14 protein-coding genes and 1 pseudogene are annotated in these 24,291 nt (G+C 71.0%); 3 read left to right on the forward strand and 12 right to left on the reverse strand.

Annotated elements, in window-relative coordinates; all coding sequences use genetic code 11:
* Window positions 1–17 precede the first annotated feature (17 nt).
* From pulA to D6270_RS08225, 7 genes are all read right to left on the reverse strand, one after another.
* Window positions 18–5,336: a pullulanase-type alpha-1,6-glucosidase gene (gene pulA, locus D6270_RS08195; protein WP_109166027.1), complete on the reverse strand. Its 5,319-nt coding sequence runs from the start codon at window positions 5,334–5,336 to the stop codon at window positions 18–20.
* Window positions 5,337–5,421: 85 nt separating this feature from the next.
* Window positions 5,422–7,149, reverse strand: a complete 1,728-nt coding sequence (locus D6270_RS08200) for a carbohydrate-binding module family 20 domain-containing protein (RefSeq protein ID WP_109166026.1) — start codon at window positions 7,147–7,149, stop codon at window positions 5,422–5,424.
* 430 nt (window positions 7,150–7,579) lie between these two features.
* The gene (locus tag D6270_RS08205) at window positions 7,580–8,641 is read right to left on the reverse strand and encodes a LacI family DNA-binding transcriptional regulator (RefSeq protein WP_204117144.1); all 1,062 of its coding nucleotides are present in this window, start codon (window positions 8,639–8,641) and stop codon (window positions 7,580–7,582) included.
* Window positions 8,626–10,302: a glycoside hydrolase family 13 protein gene (locus D6270_RS08210; RefSeq protein ID WP_109166025.1), complete on the reverse strand. Its 1,677-nt coding sequence runs from the start codon at window positions 10,300–10,302 to the stop codon at window positions 8,626–8,628. Before D6270_RS08210 ends, D6270_RS08205 begins: the two co-directional genes overlap by 16 nt.
* A gap of 109 nt (window positions 10,303–10,411) precedes the next feature.
* Window positions 10,412–11,290, reverse strand: coding sequence for a sugar ABC transporter permease (locus D6270_RS08215; protein WP_109166024.1), 879 nt, complete (start codon window positions 11,288–11,290; stop codon window positions 10,412–10,414).
* Window positions 11,287–12,306 (reverse strand): carbohydrate ABC transporter permease, encoded by a 1,020-nt coding sequence (locus tag D6270_RS08220; protein WP_109166023.1) that lies wholly within the window; start codon window positions 12,304–12,306, stop codon window positions 11,287–11,289. Before D6270_RS08220 ends, D6270_RS08215 begins: the two co-directional genes overlap by 4 nt.
* A 19-nt stretch (window positions 12,307–12,325) precedes the next feature.
* Window positions 12,326–13,597 (reverse strand): extracellular solute-binding protein, encoded by a 1,272-nt coding sequence (locus tag D6270_RS08225; protein WP_109166022.1) that lies wholly within the window; start codon window positions 13,595–13,597, stop codon window positions 12,326–12,328.
* A gap of 372 nt (window positions 13,598–13,969) precedes the next feature.
* On the opposite strand from D6270_RS08225, the gene D6270_RS08230 reads away from it, so the two are divergent.
* Together D6270_RS08230 and D6270_RS08235 are read left to right on the forward strand one after the other, a co-directional pair.
* Complete coding sequence (locus D6270_RS08230; RefSeq protein ID WP_109166021.1) at window positions 13,970–15,025, forward strand: LacI family DNA-binding transcriptional regulator; 1,056 nt, start codon at window positions 13,970–13,972, stop codon at window positions 15,023–15,025.
* Window positions 15,026–15,101: 76 nt separating this feature from the next.
* Window positions 15,102–15,998 carry a phosphatase PAP2 family protein gene (locus tag D6270_RS08235; RefSeq protein WP_225976788.1) on the forward strand — a complete coding sequence of 299 codons (897 nt, stop codon included), beginning with the start codon at window positions 15,102–15,104 and terminating at the stop codon, window positions 15,996–15,998.
* Between the two features lie 87 nt (window positions 15,999–16,085).
* On the opposite strand, the gene D6270_RS08240 is transcribed toward D6270_RS08235, so the two are convergent.
* The 3 genes and pseudogenes from D6270_RS08240 to D6270_RS08250 all read right to left on the reverse strand — a co-directional run bounded on the left by D6270_RS08240 (window position 16,086) and on the right by D6270_RS08250 (window position 21,001).
* A complete protein-coding gene (locus tag D6270_RS08240; RefSeq protein WP_109166019.1) occupies window positions 16,086–17,687 on the reverse strand; it encodes an amidohydrolase in 1,602 nt (533 codons plus the stop codon).
* Window positions 17,688–17,719: 32 nt separating this feature from the next.
* Complete coding sequence (locus tag D6270_RS08245; protein ID WP_109166018.1) at window positions 17,720–17,926, reverse strand: hypothetical protein; 207 nt, start codon at window positions 17,924–17,926, stop codon at window positions 17,720–17,722.
* 79 nt (window positions 17,927–18,005) lie between these two features.
* Window positions 18,006–21,001 (reverse strand): annotated as a pseudogene (locus D6270_RS08250) (bifunctional [glutamine synthetase] adenylyltransferase/[glutamine synthetase]-adenylyl-L-tyrosine phosphorylase).
* 167 nt (window positions 21,002–21,168) lie between these two features.
* Between D6270_RS08250 and D6270_RS08255 the strand changes: the two are divergent.
* Window positions 21,169–21,705, forward strand: coding sequence for a pyridoxamine 5'-phosphate oxidase family protein (locus D6270_RS08255; protein WP_109166016.1), 537 nt, complete (start codon window positions 21,169–21,171; stop codon window positions 21,703–21,705).
* Here D6270_RS08255 and D6270_RS08260 read toward each other — a convergent pair.
* Window positions 21,690–22,502 carry a putative protein N(5)-glutamine methyltransferase gene (locus D6270_RS08260; RefSeq protein ID WP_109166015.1) on the reverse strand — a complete coding sequence of 271 codons (813 nt, stop codon included), beginning with the start codon at window positions 22,500–22,502 and terminating at the stop codon, window positions 21,690–21,692. The genes D6270_RS08255 and D6270_RS08260 overlap by 16 nt on opposite strands.
* Before the next feature lie 234 nt (window positions 22,503–22,736).
* Window positions 22,737–24,236 carry an MDR family MFS transporter gene (locus tag D6270_RS08265; protein ID WP_109167544.1) on the reverse strand — a complete coding sequence of 500 codons (1,500 nt, stop codon included), beginning with the start codon at window positions 24,234–24,236 and terminating at the stop codon, window positions 22,737–22,739.
* Window positions 24,237–24,291: the final 55 nt, after the last annotated feature.

Consider the following 24,291-nt stretch of genomic DNA (forward strand, 5'->3'; position numbering starts at 1 on the left):
CGTAGTCCCGGTGGCTGTCAACGCAGGACGAAGACCGCCACCGTCCGTCCCGGTACGGTGAAACTGGCCGATTTCGCGTCGTATCTGGCTCGTTTGACCGTAAGATCCGCACCTGTGGCCTGGACCGGGTGCAGGGCGTACGTCTTCCCCGCCGGTGCGGCGAGCCGCTGGGTGGCGGTGTCCGGGGTGGCGTTGAGGACGACGGCGAGCTTGCCCAGCCGCATGGTGATCGCGCCGGGGGTCTCGTCCTTGCCGGAGAGCGGGAAGGACAGGGCGGACTGCACCTGCCCGGTGGTGGCGAGCGAGAACCCCTTCTCGGTGGCGCGGATGGTGAGCAGGTCGCGGTAGGCGGCCGAAGCGCCTTCGATCTGGGCGCAGTTGGGCGCGATCGTGGCGGAGGCCGTCAACAGCGGCTTTGCGTAGGACCACTTGTCCTGGTTGTCGGCGGCGGGCGGCAGGCCGCGGCCGAAGCCGTTGCCGTCACGGCAGTCCCAGTGCAGGGCGTTGAACCAGTCGCCGCTGTCGTAGGAGTTGCGGTCCAGCGACTTGGAGCGCAGCAGGTCCGTGCCCGCCTGGGAGAGCGAGGGGCCTTGCGACAGGACGGAGGCGCCCAGCGCGACCACCTGGGCCCTGGCCCGCTCGGCGGCCGTGGTTCCGGCCGGGAGCTTGAAGGCGAGGGTGTCGAAGAGCGTCTCGTTGTCGTGGGCGTCGGAGTAGGCCAGTGCGTCGCCGGGGACGGCCGCGTATCCGGCGGGTGCCCCGTTGTAGTCGACGTCCGAGCCCTTGACCGTCCGCCCGGAGGTGTCGGTGAAGGTGTAGTCGGCCAGGTTGCCGGAGAGCCCGACCTTGATCAGGTCCTGGTAGTGCAGCAGCCGGGCCTTCTGCTCGGCGCGGGTGCCGTTGGCCGGGGAGGAGTTGGGGTCGGTGTAGAGGCCGGTGGCGAAGCCCTGGACGCCGGGGTCCTCGTCGAAGGGGCCGCCGCCGCGCACGGCGTCACGGGCCCGGTCGGAGAAGGTCGCGATGCCGGTGCCGGCCATGTTCTTCTGGGTGGCCTGGACGAAGCGGGCGTCGTCCGCGATCTCGCCGAAGTTCCAGCCCTCCCCGTACAGGATGATCTTCTTGCCGTCCACGCCGTCCTTGGCGAGGGTGAGCGCGTCCAGCGCCTTGCGGACCGCGAGGATGTTCTCCTTGGGGTGGTGGCCCATCAGGTCGAAGCGGAAGCCGTCGACCTTGTACTCCTTCGCCCAGGTGACGAGGGAGTCGACGACGAGCTTGCCCATCATGGCGTTCTCGGGCGCGGTGTTGGCGCAGCAGGTGGAGGTGGCGACGGTGCCGTCCTCCAGGAGCCGCTGGTAGTAGCCGGGCACGATCCGGTCGAGGACCGACTTGTCGTCCTGGCCGGAGGCGACGGTGTGGTTGTAGACGACGTCCATCACCGTGCGCAGCCCGGCCTGGTTGAGCCCCTGGACCATCTGCCGGAACTCGACCGTGCGCTGGGTGCCGTCGGGGTCGGAGGCGTACGAGCCCTCGGGGACGGTGTAGTGGAAGGGGTCGTACCCCCAGTTGAAGCCGTCCTTGGCGGCGGCCTGGGAGACGCAGGCCTGCTGCTCCTCGGAGTCGGGGGCGTAGACGTGCAGGTCGCAGGCCGGCTTCGCCTGGTCCTTCTTCTGCTCGGGGATGGTCCCGATGTCGAAGACGGGCAGCAGGTGGACGTAGCTGGTGCCGGAGTCGGCGAGCTTCTTCAGGTGCCGCATGCCCTTGGACCGGGTGTCGGTGAAGGCCAGATACTCACCCGGGTGCTTCGACGTCCGGTCCGTGATGGAGAAGTCCCGGACGTGCAGCTCCTGGATCTGGGCGTCCCGCAGCGGGGTGGCGGCGGGCTTCTTCAGGGCGGACCAGCCGCGCGGCGCGAGCTTGGGGTCGGTGAGGTCGACGACGAGGCTGCGGGCGGAGTCGGCGGTCAGGGCGGTGGAGTAGGGGTCGGTGACCTTGTTGGTGACGAGCTTCCGGACGGTGGGCGCCCAGACGGTGACGGCGTACCGGTAGGGCTTGCCCCGCCAGTCCTTCTTGCCGGTGACCGACCAGACGCCGGTGCGGTCGTCGCGCTTCATCTCGTGCGTACGGCCGTCGAGTTCGAGGGCGACGGTCCGGGCGGTCGGGGCCCAGACGGAGAGCGTCGGCGTACCGCCACGGAACACCGGACCGAGCGACGCCGAGGCGGCTCTCCTCCCGTACAGGTCGTCGAGAATTCCCGCTGTCTGTACGCCGGTGGCCGCGAGCAGAGCGCCGTTGGCGGCCCGCTGCGTGGCGATGAGCTGGCCGCGCAGGGACTCACGGACGCGGTCCCGGTCGCGCGGGTCGACGGTGAAGGCCGGATAGTCCTTCAGGTGCGGGAACTTCGCCTTCTGCGCGTCACTGAGCGAGGCCGAGGTGAGCCGCAGCCACTGGCCCTCGTCGGAGAGCGCCCCGCCGACGACGGAGATGCCGCCCTTCTCGGCGTACACGAGCTGCTGGCTGGTGGCGTCGGTCGTCTTCACCTTCCAGACGACGGTGTCCGCGTCGATCCACTGCGCCTCGGCCTTGGTCAGGTCGGGGGCCGCGCCGCCGCCGGCCTGCGGGAGCAGGTAGCCGGACTTGCCGCCGAGCATCCAGACCTCGTGGCCGTACGTGGCGAGGTCGAGGGACTGGTCGCTGGAGAGGTCCTTCTCGTCACCCTTGTGCAGGATGTAGCTGAGCGAGGTGGCACCGTCGGTGAGCGGCACCTCGAAGGTGACCCCGTAGGCGTCCTTACTGACCGGCATCAGCGGTTTGGCCCAGTCGGTGGGCTCCTTGGCGCCGGTCCAGGTGTGCAGCCCCCAGCCGTCGTAATCGCCGTCGGCGCGGTGGTAGTTGAGAACGGCCTTCGTGGTGTCCTGCGGCGGAGCCTCGGGGGCCTCGGCCGCCTGCTCGTCCTTGCCCTGCTGGATCCAGACCTGCCCGGTCACCCCGAGGTCGATGGTCCGCTCCGGGCCGTCCGCCGTGCCGTTCCTCTCGACGGTGTACGGGACCGAGCTCGCGCCCTCCTCAAGGTCGATCCAGGCGAACGCGCCGAAGGCGTCCCGCCCGATGAACTCAGCCTTCCTCTCACCGGACTTGAGCTGCCAGCCCTCGTAGTCGCCGTCGGGGCGCTGGTAGTGGACTACGGCCCGGTCGCGGTCGACGGCGACGGGCTTCGGCGTCGGCGGGGTCTGCCCGGCGGCGGTGGTGGCGAGAGCACTGGAGGTGCGGCCCGCCCGGTCGACGACAACGGCCTTGTAGCGCAGGGGTGTTCCGCCCTTCACCGTCTCGTCGAGGTATTGGGTCACCTTGTACGGGGCGTGGTCGGCCGAACCGAGCGTCTGCCACTTCCCGTTGCCCACCTGGGCGGCGAAGACGACCCGGTTGAGCTGACCGCGCTCGACGTCCGCGCTGATCTCGACGGTGCCGGTGGCTCCGGCGGCCGGGGCCTTCAGCGTGATCGCGGGCTTGGCGGCGGGGGCGCCGAGCGGCTTGTCCGCCCGCAGCACGAGGCTGGCGAGGGCGGGCACGGTGACGGTGACCTTCTTGTCGGCGCCGCTGCGAACCGCGCCGGAACCGCCGTGGAGCGTGCGGAAGTTCATCCCGGCCGACTCGGTGGCGAGCTGGACCTTCTTCGGCGTGGCCGCGTTGTTGGAGGCGACGAGGTACTCGTACGGCCGCTTGGTCTCGATGCGCGAGGTGGCGTACACCGACCCCTGCGCGTACCGCTCGCTCTGCACACCGTCCCGCAGCGCCGGGTGCTCCTTGGTGAGCTTGGCGAGCCCGGCGATGGAGCGGTAGATCGGGTGCTTGGTGTCGTACGCGTCCGAGGCGTGGGTGCGGTCGGTGCCGAGCTGGTCGTCGTCCAGGTAGTCGGCGGTCTTCGAGGCGAAGAGGGTCTGGCGGGCGTCCTTGTCGCCGCCCGCGCCGGTGAAGCCCTGCTCGTCGCCGTAGTAGATCACCGGGTTGCCCCGGCCGAGGAACATCAGCTCGTTGGCGAGCCGGGCCCGCTTCAGCAGCTCCGCGTCATCGGCCTGCGGGTTGTCCTGCCTGAGGAAGGTCCCGATGCGGCCCATGTCGTGGTTGCCGAGGAAGGTGACCTGCTCGTAGGCGTTGGCCTTGTCCGTGGTGTAGCGGTAGTCGTTGCCGTACACCGAGGCGAGCCGGTCCGCCGGGGCGCCCTGCGACGCGAACTGCCGGGCGGCCTCCTGGAAGGGGAAGTCCAGCGTCGAGTCCAGCCGGCCCCGCGTGACGTACGGCGAGGTGATCGCCGGGTCGGCGGAGTAGACCTCGCCGAACATGAAGAAGTTCTTCCGGCCCCGCTTGGCGGCGTACGCGTCCAGCGCGGTGGCCCACTGGGTCCAGAAGTCCAGGTCGACGTGTTTGACGGTGTCGATGCGGAACCCGTCGATGTCGAAGTCGCGGACCCACTTCTCGTAGATCTTCCGCATCCCCTGCACGACCTCGGGACGCTCGGTCCACAGGTCGTCGAGGCCGGAGAAGTCGCCGTACTCGTTGGACTCGCCGGCCCACGTCGAGTCGCCCCGGTTGTGGTACATCGTCGGGTCGTTGAGCCAGGACGGGACCTTCTTCTCCGCGCCGGGCGCCTGGACCGGGGTGTAGGGGAAGGAGTCCCGGTCGACCTTCCTGATGCCCTCCCGGTCGTCGAAGGGCCGGCCGTCCTTGTCGAGGTAGGGGAAGGCGCCCTTGGGCTTGTAGCCGTAGGCCTTCTCCGCGTAGTCGACGGTGTCGGCGGTGTGGTTGGTGATGACGTCGAAGAAGACCTTCATGCCCTTGGCGTGGGCCTTGTCGATCAGCTTCTCCAGCTCGGCGTTGGTGCCGAAGTGCGGGTCGACCTGGGTGAAGTCGGTGATCCAGTAACCGTGGTAGCCGGCCGAGGCGTCCTTGCCCGTGCCCTGGACGGGCCGGTTCTTGAAGATCGGGGCGAGCCAGATCGCGGTGGTGCCGAGGCCCTTGATGTAGTCCAGCTTCTGGGTCAGGCCCTTGAGGTCGCCACCCTGGTAGAACCCCTTGTCGGTGGGGTCGAAGCCGTGCTCCAGGCGTGAACCCTTCAGCCCGCCCCGGTCGTTGGCGGTGGAGCCGTTGGCGAACCGGTCCGGCAGCACGAAGTAGAACTGCTCGCGCGTGAGGTCGTGCCGGGCCGCCTCCTTCGCCAGTTCGGCGTCGGAGGGCGGTGCGGGCGGTCGGGGCGCGGCGGCGGCGGTGGCCGCCGGGACGACGGGCAGCAGCGCCACGCAGAGCGCGGCGATCACCCCCCGTCTGAGGGTGGTTCTGGACACGAGAGGGGTGCTCCTCGGGTGATGTGGCAGGAGGGTTGGCTGTGGGCCGGAGGCGGCGCGCCTCCGGCCCACAGGGAGTTACGGGTCAGCTGCGCCAGACGTCGGCGGTGAGCGTGACCTTTCCTGAGGACGGGACGGTGGCGGTGCGGTTGGCGCCGCTCTCCCAGGTGACGTTGCCTTGTCCGTCCTTGCGGACGTACTTGTACGCGAACGAGGTCCCGGCGGGCAGGTTCACGTCCAGCTTCCAGACGGGGTACGTGGCCGGGTCGAGCTTCAGCGCACTGGCGGGGTTCCAGTTGCCGAGGGCGGCCTGGTCGCCGGTGACGTAGATGTTCTGGCCGAGCTGGGTGGTGGCGTTGACGCCGAAGGAGGCGCCGGACTGGCCGGTGCCGGGGCTCGGGGTGCCTCCGCCGCCGGAGCACGTACGGGCGTTCGCGTGCAGGGCCACGGCCGTACCGGCGCCGAGGGTGGCGGTGAACTGGCCGGAGCCGTTCACCGTGACGCCCCGGCCGCTCTGCACGTCGCAGTAGTCTCCGGCGGCCAGCGAGGTCTGGAAGGTCCGGGTCAGCGAGGAGGACTCGTGGTTGATGGCCACGTACGCCTTGTTCCCCCGGCCGAAGGCGATCTGGTCGCCCCCGTTGTCCCACCAGTTGGTGACGGCCTGGCCGCGTGCCGCGTTGCGGAAGCCGACCATGGAGGAGACCTCGCGCCAGTCGTGCTGGCACTTCCAGCCGTCGCTGTAGCAGGCGTTCACCTGGCCGCCGCCGGGCGGTCCGGCGTCGTGGTCGCTGAACTCGTAGCCGGAGTGGACGTCCGGGGAGCCGTAGGGCCAGGCCAGCATGAAGACGTTGGCCAGGGTGTAGGCGGAGCCGTTCTTGTAGTTGAGGGTGTCGCCGCCGCGCTCGGTGTCGTGGTTGTCGACGAAGACGGCTGACTTGCCGGACTCCATGAAGCCCCAGCTCTCGCCGAAGTTCTTCAGGTGGGCGAGGTTCTCGTTGAGGAAGACCTGCTTGAGGCTGCGCGCGTACCGGAACTCCTGGACGTCCCCGGTGCCGAGGTATTCGGACGGCGAGACGGCCTCGCCCGCTCCGTGGATCGCCTCCTGTTTCCAGTAGGCGTTCGGGTTGGTCAGCCGGGACTTGATGTTGGCGAGGTCGGCGGCGGGCATGTGCTTGGCCGCGTCGATCCGGAAGCCGTCGACCCCGAGCGAGAGCAGGTCGTTGAGGTAGCCGGCGATCCTGCCCCGGACGTACTCCTCGCCGGTGTCCAGATCGGCGAGGCCGACCAGTTCGCAGTTCTGGACGTTGGCGCGGTCCTGGTAGTTGGTGATCTGGGCGCGGCAGTGGTCCATGTCGCTGCCGGAGTAGATCCCCGGGTAGTTGTACTTCGTGTACGACGAGCCGCCGGTGCCGGTGCCGTTGCCCGCCGCCATGTGGTTGATGACGGAGTCCACGACGACCTTGACGCCCGCCGAGTGACACGTGTTGACCATGGCGGAGAAGGCGGCGCGGTCACCGAGGCGACCGGCGATCTTGTAGCTGACGGGCTGGTAGGACGTCCACCACTGGCCGCCCTGGATGTGCTCCTGGGGCGGCGAGACCTGGACGTAGCCGTAGCCCGCCGGACCGAGGGAGTCCGTGCAGGCCTTGGCTATGGAGGCGAACTTCCACTCGAACAGCACGGCGGTGACGTCCTTGTCGCCCGGGGCGGCGGCCTGCGCGGGGGACGCGGTGCCGAATCCGGTGGGGATGACAAGAGCGGCAGCGGCGCCGGCCACGAGGGCGAGCGCGGCAGACAGGGGTCTGCGTGCCATGTCTTTCCTCCTGCGGGGGTGGGGGAAACGCGGGTGACGGTGCAGCCTCAGCCGGCAACGCGCCATGCCCTCAAGGCTCCTGAAGGTTCTTGCTGCAAGAATGCAAACCTTGCCGCGGACCAGACCGTACGAGGCCGCCAGGCGCCGGTCAACCCTTTGGACACGCCCCGCTCACATCCACGAAACACGCCATTTTTCTTCGCGGTTTCTCGCTGCAAGGTCTTTCGCAAGATATTGCGAGCCTGTTACGTTTCACCTGACTCCGGTCCGGTCGGCCGAGGGTTCCGGCGCTTCACCGTGCCCGGACTCCACGCGCCCGGCCGGCCGGGCCGGTCACGACAAGAGAGGCGTCCAGGAGTCGCACAACTCCCCGCCGGCCCTTCCTGGGCCGACTCCCGGACGCCTCTCTGTACGTGCCCCGCGGGCCTCGTCAGCCCTCCGCGCGTACCGCCGCCGTCGAACCCCGTACCACCAGCTCCGGCTGGAAGACGTACTCGGTGCGCTGCACCGGACTCCCGCCGATCTCCTCCAGCAGTGCTCCCACCGCCGCTGCCGCCATCGCCTGCACGGGCTGGCGCACGGTGGTCAGCGGCGGGTCGGTGAAGGCGATGAGCTGCGAGTCGTCGAAGCCGACGACCGAGACGTCCCGGGGGACGTCGAGTCCCCTCCCCCGGGCGGTGCGCACGACCCCCAGGGCCATCAGGTCGCTGCCGCAGACGATGCCGGTGCACCCCGCGTCCAGCAGGGCGCCCGCCGCCACCTGGCCGCCCTCGACGCTGAACAGGGTGGAGCAGACGAGCCCTTCGGCCTCCGCCCGGTCCATGCCCAGCAGCGAGACCGCCGCCTCCACGAACCCGTCCCGCTTGCGGCGCGAGGGGACGTACCGCTGGGGGCCGATCGCGAGGCCGATGCGGCGGTGGCCGAGATCGGCGAGGTGGCCGACGGCCATCCGTACGGCAGCGTTGTCATCGGGCGAGACGAACGGGGCGCTGATCCGCTCGTTGTAGCCGTTGATCAGGACGAACGGCACCCCGCGCTCGGTCAGCGCGGCGTACCGGGCCGGGTCGGCCGAGGTGTCGGCGTGCAGCCCGGAGAGGAAGACGATGCCGCCCACGCCACGCTCCACCAGCTGTTCGACCAGCTCGTCCTCCGTCGCGCCGCCCGGGAGTTGGGTGCAGAGCACGGGCGTGTAGCCGTGCCCGGCCAGCACCTGTTCGACGGACTGCGCGAACGCCGGGAAGATCGGGTTGGTGAGTTCGGGTGTCACCAGGCCGATCAGTCCGGCGCTGCGCTGCCGCAGCCGTACGGGCCGCTCGTAGCCCAGGATGTCGAGGGCCGCGAGCACCCGCTGACGCGTGGTGTCCGCGACGCCCTGCTTCCCGTTCAGGACCCGGCTGACCGTCGCCTCGCTCACCGCCGCCTGGCCGGCGATGTCGGAGAGGCGGGGCGCGGCCGTGGTCCTGGGTGCGGGCAGTGTCACACCGTCCACCACACCGTCGTGTCGGCGGGGAGCACGGCCTCGGCACCGTCCACGGTGACCGGGGAGCTGGCGAGCAGCACCCGGCCGCGGGCGGCGATCCGGACCGGGGCGCCCGTGGTGTTGACCGTGCAGACGAAGCCGGGGCGGGCGAGGACGAGGACGCCCTCGGGGCCGTCCAGCCACTCCACGTCCGTGCCCGCGCCCAGGCCCGGGTGGTCGCGGCGGGCGGCGATCGCGGCCCGGTACAGCTCCAGCGTGGACCCCTCCACACCGGTCTGCGCCTCCACGGACAGCTCGCCCCAGCCGGCGGGCTGCGGGAGCCAGCTGCCTCCTTCGCCGAACCCGTACGACGTGCCCTCGCGGTTCCACGGGATCGGGACGCGGCAGCCGTCCCGGAAGCCGTCCTGGCCCTCGGCGCGGAAGAACGAGGGGTCCTGGCGGGCCTCGTCGGGCAGATCGGTGACGTCGGGCAGGCCCAGCTCCTCGCCCTGGTAGACGTAGGCGGAGCCGGGCAGGGCGAGCATCAGCAGGGTGGCGGCGCGGGCCCGGCGCAGGCCGAGTTCACGGTCGCCGGGGGTACGGATCTGGGTGCCGAGCCCCGCCGGGTTGGCGAAGCGGGTGGCGTGCCGGGTGACGTCGTGGTTGGAGAGCACCCAGGTGGTGGGGGCGCCGACCGGGCGCATGGCGTCGAGGGAGGTGTCGATGACCTTGCGCAGCTCCTCCGCGTCCCAGGCGGTGGCCAGGTACTGGAAGTTGAACGCCTGGTGCATCTCGTCGGGACGCACGTAGTTGGCGGTGCGCTCCACGGTCGGGGTCCAGGCCTCGGCGACCGCGATCCTCTCGCCGGGGTACTCGTCCAGGATGGTGCGCCAGCTGCGGTAGATCGCGTGCACGCCGTCCTGGTCGAAGAAGGGCATCACGTCGTTGCCGAGCAGCTTGAGCTGGTCGTGGGAGCCGAGGTCGGGCAGGCCCTCCGCCTTGACCAGGCCGTGGGCGACGTCGACCCGGAAGCCGTCGACGCCCATGTCCAGCCAGAACCGCAGGATGGAGCGGAACTCGTCGGCGACGGCCGGGTGCTCCCAGTTGAAGTCGGGCTGCTCGGGGGCGAAGAGGTGGAGGTACCAGTCGCCGGGGATGCCGTCGGGGTTCACCGTACGGGTCCAGGCGGGGCCGCCGAAGATGGACTCCCAGTCGTTGGGCGGGAGTTCGCCGTTCGTGCCCTGGCCCGGGCGGAAGTGGTAGCGCTCGCGCAGGGCGGAGCCGGGGCCCTCGGCCAGGGCGCGCTTGAACCACTCGTGCTGGTCGGAGGAGTGGTTGGGGACCAGGTCGACGATGATGCGCAGGCCCAGGCCGTGCGCCTCGCGGATCAGGGCGTCGGCGTCCAGCAGGGTGCCGAACATCGGGTCGATGGCCCGGTAGTCCGCGACGTCGTACCCGGCGTCGGCCTGCGGGGAGGCGTAGAAGGGGGAGAGCCACACCGCGTCGACACCGAGGTCCCGCAGGTAGGGCAGGCGGGCGGTGACGCCGGCGAGGTCGCCCATGCCGTCGCCGTTGCCGTCGGCGAAGCTCCGCGGATAGACCTGGTAGATCACCGCGTCCTGCCACCAGCCGGTGCGGTGGCCCGGGGCGTCGTCGGACGTGCCGGTGGAGGGGGCAGCGAGGTGCTGGGTCATGTCGTCCCTGGGGTGTCTGGGTGGGGAGCGGCGCCGGTGGCCGGGTCGGGGTCTCCGGCGCCGCCGTGACAAATGCGGTGGTGCGTGCGGGTGGTGGCGTCCTGGCGGGTCAGCCCTTGACGGCCCCGGCGGACACTCCGGTGACCAGGTGCTTCTGCGCGAACAGGAAGACCAGGGCGGCCGGGATGGCGATGAGCACGGAGGCCGCGGTCATCGGGCCCCACTGGGCGCCGTACTGGTTGACGAACTTCTGGAGTCCGCCGGCGAGCGTCAGGTTCTCGTCACCGACCAGGAAGGCGGAGGCGTACGCCACTTCGCCCCAGGCGGTGATGAAGGAGTAGAACGCGGTGACCGCGAGGCCCGGCTTGGCCAGCGGCAGGATGAGGCGCCAGAAGGTGCCGAACGGGGTGAGTCCGTCGACCTCGCCCGACTCGTCGATCTCACGCGGGATGGTGTCGAAGAAGCCCTTCATCATCCAGGCGCAGAACGGCACCGAGATGGTGAGGTAGGTGATGACGAGACCGGCGGGCTGGTTGAGCAGGCCCATGCTCGCCATGATGTTGTAGATCGGCACGATGAGGACGGCGACCGGGAACATCTGGGTGATCAGCAGCGTCCACATCAGCCCGCGCTTGCCGGGGAAGCGGAAGCGGCTGACCGCGTAGCCGGTGGTGGCGGCGACGAACACGCCGATGACGGTGGAGAGCCCGGCGATGATCGCGGAGTTGGCGAACCAGGTGAGGAACTCGGTGTCGCGGATCAGGTTCGTGTAGTTGACGAACGTGGTCTCGCGGAAGAAGTCCGTGGTCGTCGCGTACTTCGCGGGCTTGAGCGAGGTCAGCAGGACCCACAGCACCGGGAAGACCGCGATCACCGAGGCGGTGATCAGGGTGAGGTGCAGCGCGACGGAGGCGAGCGGCGAGCGGTCGCCCCGGAGGCGGACCTTGCGCCCGGTGGGGCGTGCGGAGGTGTCGGCAGCGGTGGTCACCAGTTGTCTCCCTGGGAGCGCAGGACTCGCCGGTAGACCACGGCGAAGAGCATCAGGAGTACGAGGATCAGCACGCCCCAGGTGGAGGACTGCGCGAAGTCGCGCGGGCTGATCTCGAAGGAGAACTTGTACGCCTGGGTGACGAGGATCTGGGTGGCCTCACCGGGTCCGCCGCGGGTGAGCAGGAAGATCACCGGGAACATGTTGAAGGTCCAGATGGTGGAGAGCAGGATCACCGTGGTGGAGACCGGGCGCAGGCCGGGCAGCGTGATGTGGCGGAACCGCTGCCAGGCGGTGGCCCCGTCCATCTCGGCGGCCTCGTACTGCTCCGAGGGGATGGACTGCAATCCGCCGAGCAGGGCGACCATCATGAAGGGGATGCCGAGCCAGACGTTGACGGCGATGACCGCGAACTTGGCCCAGGTCGGGTCGTTCAGCCACGGGATGCCGTCGATGCCGATGCCGCCGAGGACGGTGTTGAGCAGGCCGCGCTCCTCGTTGTAGAGGAAGCGCCAGGCGAAGACCGAGACGAAGCCGGGGATGGCCCAGGGCAGGATCAGGGCCATGCGGTAGGCCGAGCGGCCGGCGATCCTGCGGTTGAGGATGTTGGCCAGCGCCATGCCGAGCGCGAACGTGATGCTCACACAGGAGACCGTCCACACCAGCGTCCAGCCGAGCGTGCCGAGGAACTGCGAACCGGTCAGCGCGTCGATGTAGTTGTCGGCGCCGACGAACTTGTAGGTGGCGGGCAGTTCGTTGACGCCGATCGTGCGTGCGACGTTGCGCTCGTTGGCGTCGGTCATCGACAGGTAGATCCCGCGCAGCAGCGGGTATCCGATGATCACGCTGATCACGAGGACGACCGGGGCGACCATGGTCCAGGCGTACCAGTGGGTCGACAGGCCGCGCCGGAAACGGCCGGGGGCCGGTGGTGGGGTGCCAGTACCGCGGCTCCGGCCGCGGGCGACGTCATCGCCCGCGGCCTTCACCACCGACTGGCTGGTGTGGACAGCCATCAGTCGGCCAACCTTCCTGTTACTTCCAGTCCTTCAGGAGCTTGCGGTACGCGTCGCCGGTGGTCTTCGCGGCCTTCTCCGGCGTGGTCTGGCCGGTGAGGACCTTGGTGTACTCGATGCCGAGCGGGGCGAAGAGGCTGCCGCCCTCGGGGATCCAGGGGCGCTCGACGGCGGTCTCGACGACCGGCTTGAAGAAGCCGACGATCTCGCTGTTGACGGCTTCCTTCTTGGCGTACGCGGAGGTGCGCGTCGGCAGCAGGTTCAGCTCACCGGCGGTGGTGGCCTGGGACTCCACGGAGGTCATGTACTCGACGAAGGCGTAGGAGGCCTCCAGGTTCTTCGAACCGGCGTAGACGGCGAGGTTGTGACCGCCCTGCGGGGCGCCGTGCGCGGCGGAGCCGGCCGGGACCGTGGCGATGCCCAGGTTGTCCTTGTCCGTGAACTCCTTGCCGGTCAGCGTGTCGGCGACGGCCCAGGGGCCGTTGATCATCATCGCGACGTCGCCGTTCTTGAACGCCTGCATCATGTTCTCCCAGCCGTCCGAGGCATCCGTCTTCGCGGTGCCGTCGTCGACCAGGGCCTTGACCGCCTTGAACGCCTTGACGCCCTCGGGCTTGTCCACGGTGACGGTCTTGGTCTCGGCGTCGACCAGGTCGCCGCCCTCGCCGTAGAGGAAGGAGAGGAAGAAGTACGGGTCGTCGCCGCGCAGGTAGAGGCCGGTCTTGCCGGTCTTGTCCTTGATCTTCTTGGCGGAGGCCTTGAGCTCTTCCAGGTTGGTGGGCGGCTCGACGCCCGCCTTCTCCATCAGCTTCTTGTTGTAGAAGATGCCCATGGAGTCGATGACCTGCGGAACCGCGTAGGTCTTGTCCTCGAACTTGGTGGACGCGACGGCCTGCGGCAGGAAGTCGTCCTGGTTCTTCAGGGCGGCGGTGCCGTCCAGCGGGGCCAGGTAGCCGAGGGAGGCGAAGTCAGGCGTCCAGGCGACCTCGGAGCGGATCACGTCGGGGGCGGAGCTGCCGGCCTGGGCCGCGTTCTTGAACTTGTTCTGCGCGTCGCCGAAGGGGACGCTGACGTACTTGACGTCGACCTTCGGGTGCTTCTTCTCGAAGCCTTCGGCCAGCTTCTTGAAGACCTTGTCCTCGCTGCCGACGCTGGAGGTGTCCCACCAGGTGACGGTGCCGGAGAGCTCACCCGAGCTCTTGCTGCCGCCGGTCTCGTCGCCGCTGCCGCAGGCGGTCGCCGCGAGCGCCAGGGCCGCGACCAGGGCGGTGGCCGTTATGCCACGTCGCATCTGAACTCCTTCAACTGCCGTACCGCTCCGTCGCGGCGCCGGGTCGACGTGAACGTAACAAGGATGAAAGACCACCGAAAGACCTTGCGGAAGATTTCTGCAAGCCCTGCTGATCGTTACATTCGCGTGTCCTCAAGGTTGCCGTCAACCCCCTTGACGGAACCGGTGGACCCCTGGCAAGGGCAGGCCACACGGGGAATACGTACGGCATCACCGCAGTGCGACGATCCGACCGCAGCCCGCAGCGGGAGGCCGCAAGAGCTTGCAAGACCTTGCCGGCATGCGGGGCTCTACCCCTGCCGGTTCGGGGGCGTGTACGCCCGGGCGACGCACGGTGGGCAATCCGACACCGGCCCGGTACAGTCCACTGACATGACCGCACGGCTTGCCGATATCGCAAATCAGGCGGGGGTCAGCGAAGCGACGGTCAGCCGAGTCCTGAACGGCAAGCCCGGGGTCGCGGCGACCACCCGCGAATCCGTTCTCGCGGCCCTCGACGTCCTGGGCTACGAACGCCCCGTACGGCTGCGCCGGCGCAGCGCGGGCCTGGTCGGACTGATCACCCCCGAGCTGGAGAACCCGATCTTCCCGGCGCTGGCCCAGGTCATCGGCCAGGCGCTGACCCGGCAGGGGTACACCCCGGTCCTCGCCACCCAGACCCCCGGCGGCTCCACCGAGGACGAACTCACCGAAATGCTGGTGGACCGGGGCGTCTCGGGCATCATCTTCGTCTCCGGGCTGCACGCCGACACCTCGGCCGACATGCAGCGCTACGAGCAACTGCGTGGGCAGGGCGTCCCCTTCGTCCTGGTCAACGGCTTCTCCGCCAAGGTGCAGGCCCCCTTCATCTCGCCCGACGACCGGGCGGCGATGCGGCTGGCGGTGACCCACCTGGTGGCGCTCGGCCACACCCGGATCGGCCTCGCGGTCGGCCCCAAGCGCTTCGTGCCGGTGCTCCGCAAGATCGAGGGCTTCCACGCCACGATGCGGGAGCAGCTGGGCCTGGCCCCGGACGAGGTCGAGGAGCTGGTCCAGCACTCCCTGTACACCCTGGAGGGCGGCCAGGCCGCCGCCTCCGCCCTGATGGAGCGCGGCTGCACGGCGGTCGTCTGCGCGAGCGACATGATGGCGCTCGGGGCGATCCGGGCGGCCCGCAGGCTCTCCCGAGAGGTCCCCCGGGACCTCTCCGTGGTCGGCTACGACGACTCGCCCCTCATAGCGTTCACCGATCCCCCGCTGACCACCATCCGGCAGCCGGTGACGGCGATGGGCCAGGCCGCGGTGCGCACGCTGCTGGAGGAGATCGGCGGAACCCCGGCTCCGCACAGCGAGTTCGTCTTCATGCCGGAGCTGGTGGTGCGCGGGACGACGGCTGCCGGTCCCGGCACGGGTCCCGTAGGTGGCACAGGGTCCCGCCCTCGTCCTTGAGGTGCAGAACGTGCGACCGGAACCCAACCGGAGGATGATCGGGGGCAGGGGAATCTCTATGGAAGACTCTCTGCCTATGGGTGAGACGGACGTGACAGCGCAGGAAGACGGGAAGACCGGCTGGTCGGACCGCTTCCGATCCCTGCGATCGCCCCGCCGCCCCCGGCTCTGGTTCGAGATCCTGCTCATCGCGGTCAGTTACTGGCTGTACTCGCTCGTGCGCAACGCCGTACCGGAGCAGAAGTCCCAGGCGCTGAAGAACGCGGACTGGATCTGGTCGGCGGAGAGGTCCCTGGGCCTCGCCTTCGAGGAAACGGTCAATCACGCGGTCAACTCCGTGACATGGCTGATCGTGTCGATGAACTACTACTACGCCACCCTGCACTTCATCGTGACCATCGGCGTCCTCGTCTGGCTCTTCCGCCGCCACCCCGGCCGGTACGCGGCGACCCGGCTCGTCCTCTTCGCGACGACGGCGGTGGCCCTGCTCGGCTACTACCTGTACCCGCTGGCGCCGCCCCGCCTGATGAACGGCGCCAACTTCATCGACACCGTGCTCGTGCACGAGACCTGGGGCTCCATGGCCTCGGGCAACTTCAAGAACATGTCGAACCAGTACGCGGCCATGCCGTCGATGCACATCGGCTGGTCCCTCTGGTGCGGCCTGACGATATTCGCCCTGGCCTCGGCGCCCTGGGCCCGCATCCTGGGCCTGCTCTACCCGACGCTGACCCTGGTCGTCATCGTGGCCACCGCCAACCACTTCTGGCTGGACGCGGTGGGCGGCATGGCCTGCCTCGCCTTCGGCTACGCGGTCTCCCGCGCCTGGTACGGCTCGCTGCCGCAGCACCTGCCGAAGTGGGTGCCGGGGAAGCGGAGCGGCCGGCTGACCGGGGTGCGGGCGGCGGCCCGGCTGCCACGCCCGGCGGCGGAGCAGCCGGAGCCGGAGACGACCGGGGCACGGAGACCGTAGACACCACGGGGATGCGGGCGGACGCGATGTCCGCCCGCATCGCTGTCTCGGCGTCCCCGCTACGGCGCACGATCCAGGTTCACGATCTCAGCCACGGTGCACGATCCGCCCGCCCGTCACCGTGAGCCGGACCGGCGCCTCCCCCAGCTCGTCCGCCGGGGCCTCCACCGGGTCCACCCCGAAGGCGGTCAGATCGGCCCGGAAGCCGGGCGCGACCCGCCCCGCCACCGCCTGCTCCCCCGCCGCGACCGCAGCGTGCGAGGTGCACCCCTCCAGGGCCATCAGCCCGGTCAGCGCCTGTTCCGGGGCGACGGGCTCGGTGTCGTACGCCCCCGGCAGCCGCCGCAGCCGTGCGGTGGCCAGCACCTGCCGTACGTCGTAGGAGGCGATCGGCCAGTCCGAGCCCAGCGCCAGATAGGCCCCCGCGTCCCGCAGGTCGCGGCAGCGCCAGGCGCGGGCGGCGCGTTCGTCGCCGAGCCGCCGGGACCAGGCGTCGGTGTGGTCGGCGCGGGTGTAGGCGGTGTGGGTGGGCTGCATGGAGGCGATCACCCCGAGCCGGACGAACCGCTCGGCCACCTCGTGCGGGACCGACTCGATGTGCTCCACGCGGTGGCGGAGCCGCCCGCTGCCGCCGAGCCCCTCCACGGTGTCCAGGACATGACGCACGGCCGCGTCCCCGATGGCGTGCGTGGCGGTGCGGACACCGGCGCGGTGCAGGTGGGTGACGGCCTGGGTGTACGCCGCCGGGTCCGGCCAGAACGCCTCGGTGCCCTGGCCATGGCAGTCGGCCTCCTCCAGCCAGGCGGTGCCGCCCTCGACGGTCCCGTCCATGAAGAACTTGACCCCGCCGACCCGCCACAGCCGCCCGGCCTCGCTCTGGAGCCGCACCAGCTCCTCCAGCACCTCCGTGTCCGCGCCCGGCATGCACCAGGGCGCCAGCCGGAGCCGTACGGGCAGGTCGGTGTCCTCCTCCACGGCGGCCAGGAATCCGGGCACGGAACCGTCCCCCAGGTCCATCACATGCGCCCCGGTCAGCCCGGTGGCGGCCATCGCGGAGAGCAGCTCCACCAGCCCGGCCCGCCGCTCGGCCACGGAGGGCCGGGGCAGGAACGGGGCGAGGAGGTCCATCGCGGCGTGCTCCACGAGGTGACCGGTGGGCCGCCCGTCCCGGTCACAGACGACTTCGGACCGCTGGGCGAAGGTGCGGGGCCCGGTGATCCCGGCCCGCTGGAGGGCGGCGGCCGAGGCGAGGGCGGAGTGCCCGTCGTAGAGGCGGATGAAGGCGGGCGCACCGCCGAGGGCCTCCTCGATGTGGGTGTGGCTGACGGGCAGGTCACCGAAGGCGTTGTGGTCCAGCCCCCACCCCGTCACCCACCCCTCGGTGCGCGGGGCGGCGGCGAGGGCGGCCCGGAGCTGGTCGGGATCGCGGACGGCGGTGAGGTCGGTACCGGTGGCCATCTCCAGCCCCCACACGGGGTGGCTGTGGGCGTCGGTCAGCCCGGGGGTGACGGTGGCACCGGCGAGATCGAGTTGCTCGGTACCGGCTCCGCGCAGCTCACGTAGCTCGTCGGCGTCCCCGACCCCGACGATCGTCCCGCCCCTGACGGCGACGGCGGTGGCTTCGGGCCGTCCGGGGTCCAGGGTGCGGACGCGGGCTCCGGTGATGAGGAGGTCGGCTGAGGACGACACGGGTAGGGGCTCCTTGCGGGCTGGTGAGAGGGTTACGGAGGTGGAGACGGGCCGTGAGCGGCCGGGTCCTCACGTGGCTCGGCGGCGAAGGCGGCGTACACCTCGGGCCGACGGCGCCGGGGGCGGCCGGCGAGGAGGAGCCCGAGCAGGAGCTGCGCGTAGGCGTCCGTGGAGCGTTGCCGATCCCCTGTGGCCCCGTCCACCGACTCCAGCCCGTCCGCCCACTCCAGCCCGTCCACGCACCCCAGCCCCCCGGCGCTTGAGGAGCGGGGCCCGGGGCGGCGCCCCGCGAGGCCGGCCTGATCCAGACGAGAGGCCCTAGACCACCGCCCCGTAGAACCGCTCCTCCACCACCGCCCGAGCCCTCCGCGTAATCCGCCGGTAGTCGTCCAGCATGTCCCCACGTGCCCCGGCTCGTACCCCAGATACCGCCCCACCGCCGCCACGTCCCGAGGGTCCGACGGAAACGTGTCCCCCGCACGCCCCCGCACCAGCATCACCGCGTTCCGCACCCGCGTAGCCAGTACCCACGCCTCGTCCAGCATCTCCGCGTCCTCCGCCGGGATCAGCCCCGCCGCACACGCCGCCGCGAGCGCTTCGCGCGTACGCGTCGTCCGCAGCCCCGGCTCCGCCCACCCGTGCTGCATCTGCATCAGCTGCACGGTCCACTCGACGTCGCTCAGCCCGCCCCGCCCCAGCTTCGCGTGGAGCGTGGGGTCCGCGCCGCGCGGCATCCGCTCGGACTCCATCCGGGCCTTGAGCCGGCGGATCTCGCGTACGGCGTCCTCACCGAGCCCCTCCACCGGATACCGCAACGGGTCCACCAACTCGATGAAGTCGCTCCCCAACTCCGCGTCGCCCGCCATGTGTTCGGCCCGCAGCAGCGCCTGGCTCTCCCAGACCAGCGACCAGCGCCGGTAGTACGCCTCGTACGACTTCAGCGTCCGCACCAGCGGCCCGGTCTTGCCCTCGGGCCGCAGATCGGCGTCGATGAGCAACGGCGGATCGGCGGTGGGCAGCTGAAGAAGCCTCCGCATCTCCCCCACGACCGCGTTGGCGGCCTTGCTCGCCTCCTCGTCGCTCACGCCCTCGCGCGGCCGGTGCACGAAGAGGACGTCGGCGTCGGAGCCGTAACTCAGCTCGTGCCCGCCGAAGCGGCCCATGCCGATCACGGCGAACCGGGTCGGCAGGGTGTCGCCCCACCGCTCGCGCACGGCGGCCCGCAGCGCGCCGGCGATGGTGGCGGCGTTGAGGTCGGTGACGGCGGAGCCGACCCGGTCGACGAGGGCCCCGTGGTCCTGCTCGGCCGGGCTGTCCTCGGTGCCGTACGAGCCGATGATGTCGGCGGCCGTCGTACGGAACAGCTCCCGCCGCCGCACCCCGCGCACCACCGCGACCGCCGATTCCGCGTCCCCCGCACGCCCCACCGCCGCCAGCACCTCCTGCTCCAGGTGCTCGCGGGTGCGTGGCTTGAGCCCCTCCGGGTCGCCCAGGATCGCCACTGCCTCCGGGGCCCGGAGCAGCAGGTCGGGGGCGAGGCGGCCGGCCGAGAGGACCCGGGCGAGGTTCTCCGCCGCCGCCCCCTCGTCGCGCAGGAGCCGCAGGTACCACGGGGTCTTGCCCAGCGCGTCGGACACCTTGCGGAAGCCGAGGAGCCCGGCGTCCGGGTCGGCGGAGTCCGCGAACCAGCCGAGCAGCACCGGCAGCAGCGTGCGCTGGATCGCCGCCTTGCGGGAGACCCCGGAGGAGAGGGCCTCCAGGTGGCGCAGGGCCGCGCCGGGGTCGGCGTAACCGAGCGCCTCCAGCCGGATCGCCGCCGCCTTCGCGCTGAGCCGGGACTCGGCGGGGGCCAGCTGCGCCACGGCGTCCAGCAGCGGCCGGTAGAAGATCTTCTCGTGCAGCCGCCGCACCACCGAGGCGTGCCGCCGCCACGCCTTGTTGAGCTCGGCGACGGGGTCGGTCCGCATCCCGAGCGACCGCCCGAGCCGCCGCAGATCCGCCTCGTCCTCGGGGACCAGATGGGTGCGGCGCAGCCGGTGGAGCTGGATGCGGTGCTCCATGGAGCGCAGGAAGCGGTACGCCTCGTCCAGCTGGGCGGCGTCCGCGCGCCCCACGTACCCGCCCTCGGCGAGCGCCCGCAGCGCCTCCAGCGTGGTTCCGCTGTGCAGTGAGGCGTCGCTGCGCCCGTGCACCAACTGGAGGAGCTGCACGGCGAATTCGACGTCCCGCAGCCCGCCGGGCCCGAGCTTCAGCTCCCTCTCGATCCGGTCGGCGGGGATGTTGTCGACGACGCGGCGGCGCATCTTCTGCACGTCGGGGACGAAGTTCTCCCGGTCGGCGGCCTGCCAGACGAGCGGCGAGACGGCGTCGACGTACTGCTGGCCCAGCTCCGGGTCACCGGCGACCGCGCGCGCCTTCAGCAGCGCCTGGAACTCCCAGGTCTTCGCCCACCGCTGGTAGTAGGCGAGGTGGGAGGTGAGGGTGCGCACGAGGGGCCCGTTGCGGCCTTCGGGGCGGAGGTTGGCGTCGACCTCCCAGATGGTGCCCTCGGGGGTGTTCTCGGAGCAGATCCGCATCATGTGGGCGGCGAGCCGGGTGGCGGCCTGCATGGCCTTGTTCTCGTCGACCCCGTCGCGCGCCTCGGCCACGAAGATCACGTCGACGTCGGAGACGTAGTTCAGCTCGTGCCCGCCGCACTTGCCCATCGCGACGACGGCGAGCCGGCACTGCGCCGCGTCCTCGGGGGCCGCCGTCCGGGCGATGGCGAGGGCGGCACGGAGGGTGGCGGTGGCGAGGTCGGCCAGTTCGGCGGCGGTCTGGGCGAGGTCGGTGGTCCCGCACACGTCACGGGCGGCCAGGGTGAGCAGGCAGCGGCGGTAGGCGACGCGGAGCGAGTCCGGGTCGACGGCCTCGGCGAGCCCGCGCTCGAACTCGGCTACCCCCGGGTGCAGGTCGACCGCCTCGTACGTGACGAGCGCCTGCCAGTCGCGCGGGTACCGGGCCAGGTGGTCGCCGAGCGCCTCGGACGCGCCGAGGACCCCGAGGAGCCGGTCGCGCAGGGGCTTGGCGGTGATGAGGGTGTCCAGCAGCACCTGCCGCTCGTCCTCCGCCTCGGCCTCCACGAGCCGGACGAGGCCGCGCAGGGCGAGGTCGGGGTCGGCGGTGGCGCCGAGCGCCTCCAGGAGGACGGGATCGGACCGTACGGAGGCGAGGCCGTCCAGCTCCAGGAGCCGCTCGGCGGCCGACGGGTCGGTGAATCCGTGCCGCAGCAGCCTGGTGAACGTACTGCCCCTGCGTCCCGGCACCGTCGTCATTGCACGCTCTCCTGCCGCCCGAACCGATCTGCGTAGCCGCCACGCCGCCCCTTCGCCGCGTCACAGCTCTTCGAGCCTAGTCCTGTGCCGATGAATTCGGTGCGGGGGCGGAGTCCCCCTACCGGGAAAGCACCTGACAGCCCCCTCGACGTCACCCTGGAGGAACGATGTCCACGCCCGGCCGGCCCCTCTCCACCACTCCCCCCGCCACCGAGCTGCACGCCGGCTACAGCAGCGAGGGCGCGACGGCGCGTCCCTGGTCGGAGACGGCCGCCGTACTCACCGACGCCCCGCTGTACTGGCTCTCCACGGTCCGCCCCGACGGCCGCCCCCATGTCACCCCGCTCATCGGCGTCTGGGCGCAGGGCGCCCTCCACTTCTGTACGGGCCCGGCGGAGCGCAAGGCGCGCAACCTGGCGGCCAACCCCGAGGTGGTCCTGACGACGGGGGCCAACGCCCTCGACTCGGGTTTCGACGTGGTGGTCGAGGGCCGGGCGGACCGGGTGACGGACCACGCCCGGCTGACCGCGCTGGCCCGGGAGTGGGAGGCGAAGTACGGCGCCGACTGGCACTTCGACGTCGAGGACGGCAGCTTCGTCCAGCCGGAGGCCGGCGCCGCCCAGGTGTTCGCGGTCCACCCCCGTACGGTGTTCGGCTTCGGCAAGGGGGACCCGTACAGCCAGACGCGCTACCGGTTCACGTGATCCACCGGTCTGGTCCCGATGACGACGGTGGCGTACAGCTCCTCGGAGACCACCACGCGCGCGCCCAGCCCGGCGCCGCGCAGGACCCCCACCGCCGCGTCCCGCTGCCGCTCACTGGCCTCCACCAGCAGGCTGCCGCCGGGGGCGAGCCACTCGGGCGCCTCGGCGGCGACCCGGCGCAGGACGTCGAGACCGTCGCCGCCGCCGTCGAGGGCGACCCGGGGTTCGTGGACGCGGGCCTCGGCGGGGAGCAACTCGACATCGGCGGTCGGAACGTACGGAACGTTGGCCAGCAGTACGTCGACCCGACCGCGCAGCCCGGCGGGCAGAGGCTCGAACAGGTCGCCCTCGTAGACCTGCCCGAGGCCGCCGATGTTGCGCCGGGCGCACCGTACGGCGGCGGGTTCGACATCACACGCGTACAGGTCGACCCGGCCCAGGGAGTCGGCCGCCTCGGTGGCGAGGGCGACGCCCAGCGCACCGGAGCCGCAGCAGAGGTCGACGACGACGGCCCGCTCCGGGGCGAGGGCGGCGGCCTGCGCCACCAGGAACTCGGTACGCCGGCGGGGCACGAAGACCCCGGCGTCCACGGCCAGGCGCCGGCCGCGGAACTCGGCCCAGCCCAGGACGTGTTCGAGCGGAAGCCCGGCGACACGGGCCTCGACGAGCGAGGCGAGCTGGTCGGGGGACGCGGCGGCCTCATGGAGGAGGGAGGCCTCGTCCTCGGCGAAGACGCAGCCGGCGCGGCGCAGGGTGGCAACGGTGGCGGAGAAGGAACTCAGGGGGTGAACCGACATGCAGGAGAACGCCTTTCGGGAAATCCGATGGGCGCTCCGCGATCGCTCGGTGCCGGTCCGCCCGGCCGCTATGCCGGTGGGTCGACGCGATCGTACGAGGTGAGCACCCGGGCTGATCCAGCGGTAATGGGTCCCACCTCCTCGGTCCGACCCCCCGTACCGGTGCACGGGGGGTCGTAACACTACAACAGCCCGCGCCACGGGGCGCGGGCTGTCGGGCTGTTCACCGGCCGGCTACAGATCCACGCTGTCGCGCAGCTTGGTCGGCGTGAGGAACAGCGACGCGACGACACCGACGACCGCGATGCAGGCCGAGATGAGGAAGATGTGCCCGGTGGCGTCGCCGTAGGCGGCCCGGACGACCTCCTGGATCTGCGGCGGCATGGCGGCGATGTTCAGGGTGGACCCGCCGGAGCCGGAGGCGGCCGGGTCGACGCCCAGCTCCGCCAGCCCGTGGGCGATCTTGTCGGCGACCTGGTGGGCGAGGACCGCACCGAGGACGGAGACGCCCATGGTGCCGCCGAGGGAACGGAAGAAGGTGATGGCTCCGCTGGCCGCGCCGATCTCGCTGAGGGGCACGGTGTTCTGGAGGACGAGCACCAGGTTCTGCATCGACATACCGACTCCGGCCCCCACCCCGAGCATCCCCAACGACACGGCGACGAGGGGCGTTTCGTGGTCGATGAAGGAGAGCCCGAGGAAGCCGAGAGCCAGCACGACGACACCGGTGACGATGTACGGCTTGACCTTGCCGGTCTTGGAGACGAGGCGTCCGGCGACGGTGGAGGAGACGAGCACGCCCGCCATGAGCGGGATGGTGAGCAGCCCGGCCTCGGTGGGTGAGTAGCCACGTCCGATCTGGAAATACTGGCCGAGGAAGACCGCGCCGCCGAACATCGCCATGCCGACCGCGAGGCTCGCGACGATGGCGAGGGCGGGATCGCGGCGCCGGACGACGTGCAGGGGGACGACGGGCTCCTTGACGCGCGCCTCGACGAGGACGGCCGCACCGAGGATGAGCACACTCCCACCGACCATGAGGCCGGTCTGCCAGGAGATCCAGTCGAAGTCGCCGCCGACGAAGGTCACCCAGAGGAGCAGGAGGCTGACGCCGGCCGCGATGAGGGAGGCGCCGAGGTAGTCGACCTTGGTGTCGGGCCGGCGGACCTCGGCGAGGTGCAGGGTGCGGGCGAGCATCACGGAGGCGAGCAGGGTGAAGGGCACCGCGATGAAGAAGCACCAGCGCCAGCCGAGCCAGGACGCGTCGGTGATGAACCCGCCGAGCAGCGGCCCGCCGACGGTGGCGACGGCCATGACACCGCCGAGGTAACCGTTGTAGCGGCCGCGCTCCTTGGGGCTGATCATCGCGGCGATGATCACCTGGACGAGCACCTGGAGCGCCCCCATGCCGAGCCCCTGGACGGCGCGGAAGGCGATGAGCTGCTCGGTGGACTGGGCGAAGCCGCAGGCGATCGAGGAGATGACGAAGAGCCCGATGGCTATCTGGAGCAGCAGCTTCTTGCTGAAGAGGTCGGCGAGCTTGCCCCAGATCGGGGTGGAGGCGGTGGAGGCCAGCAGGGTCGCGGTGACGACCCAGGTGTACTGCGACTGGGTGCCGTCGAGGGACCCGATGATCTGCGGGAGCGCGACCGAGACCACGGTGGTGCTGATCATGGCGACGAACAGCACGATGAGCAGCCCGCTGAGGGCGCGCAGGATGTGCCGGTGGTCCATCGGTACGGGGGCGGGAGCCCCGGCCGGGGCGGCGGTGGTGTGTGCTGCGCTCACG

The sequence above is a fragment of the Streptomyces griseus subsp. griseus genome, assembly GCF_003610995.1.
In the GTDB taxonomy this organism is placed as follows: Bacteria; Actinomycetota; Actinomycetes; order Streptomycetales; family Streptomycetaceae; genus Streptomyces.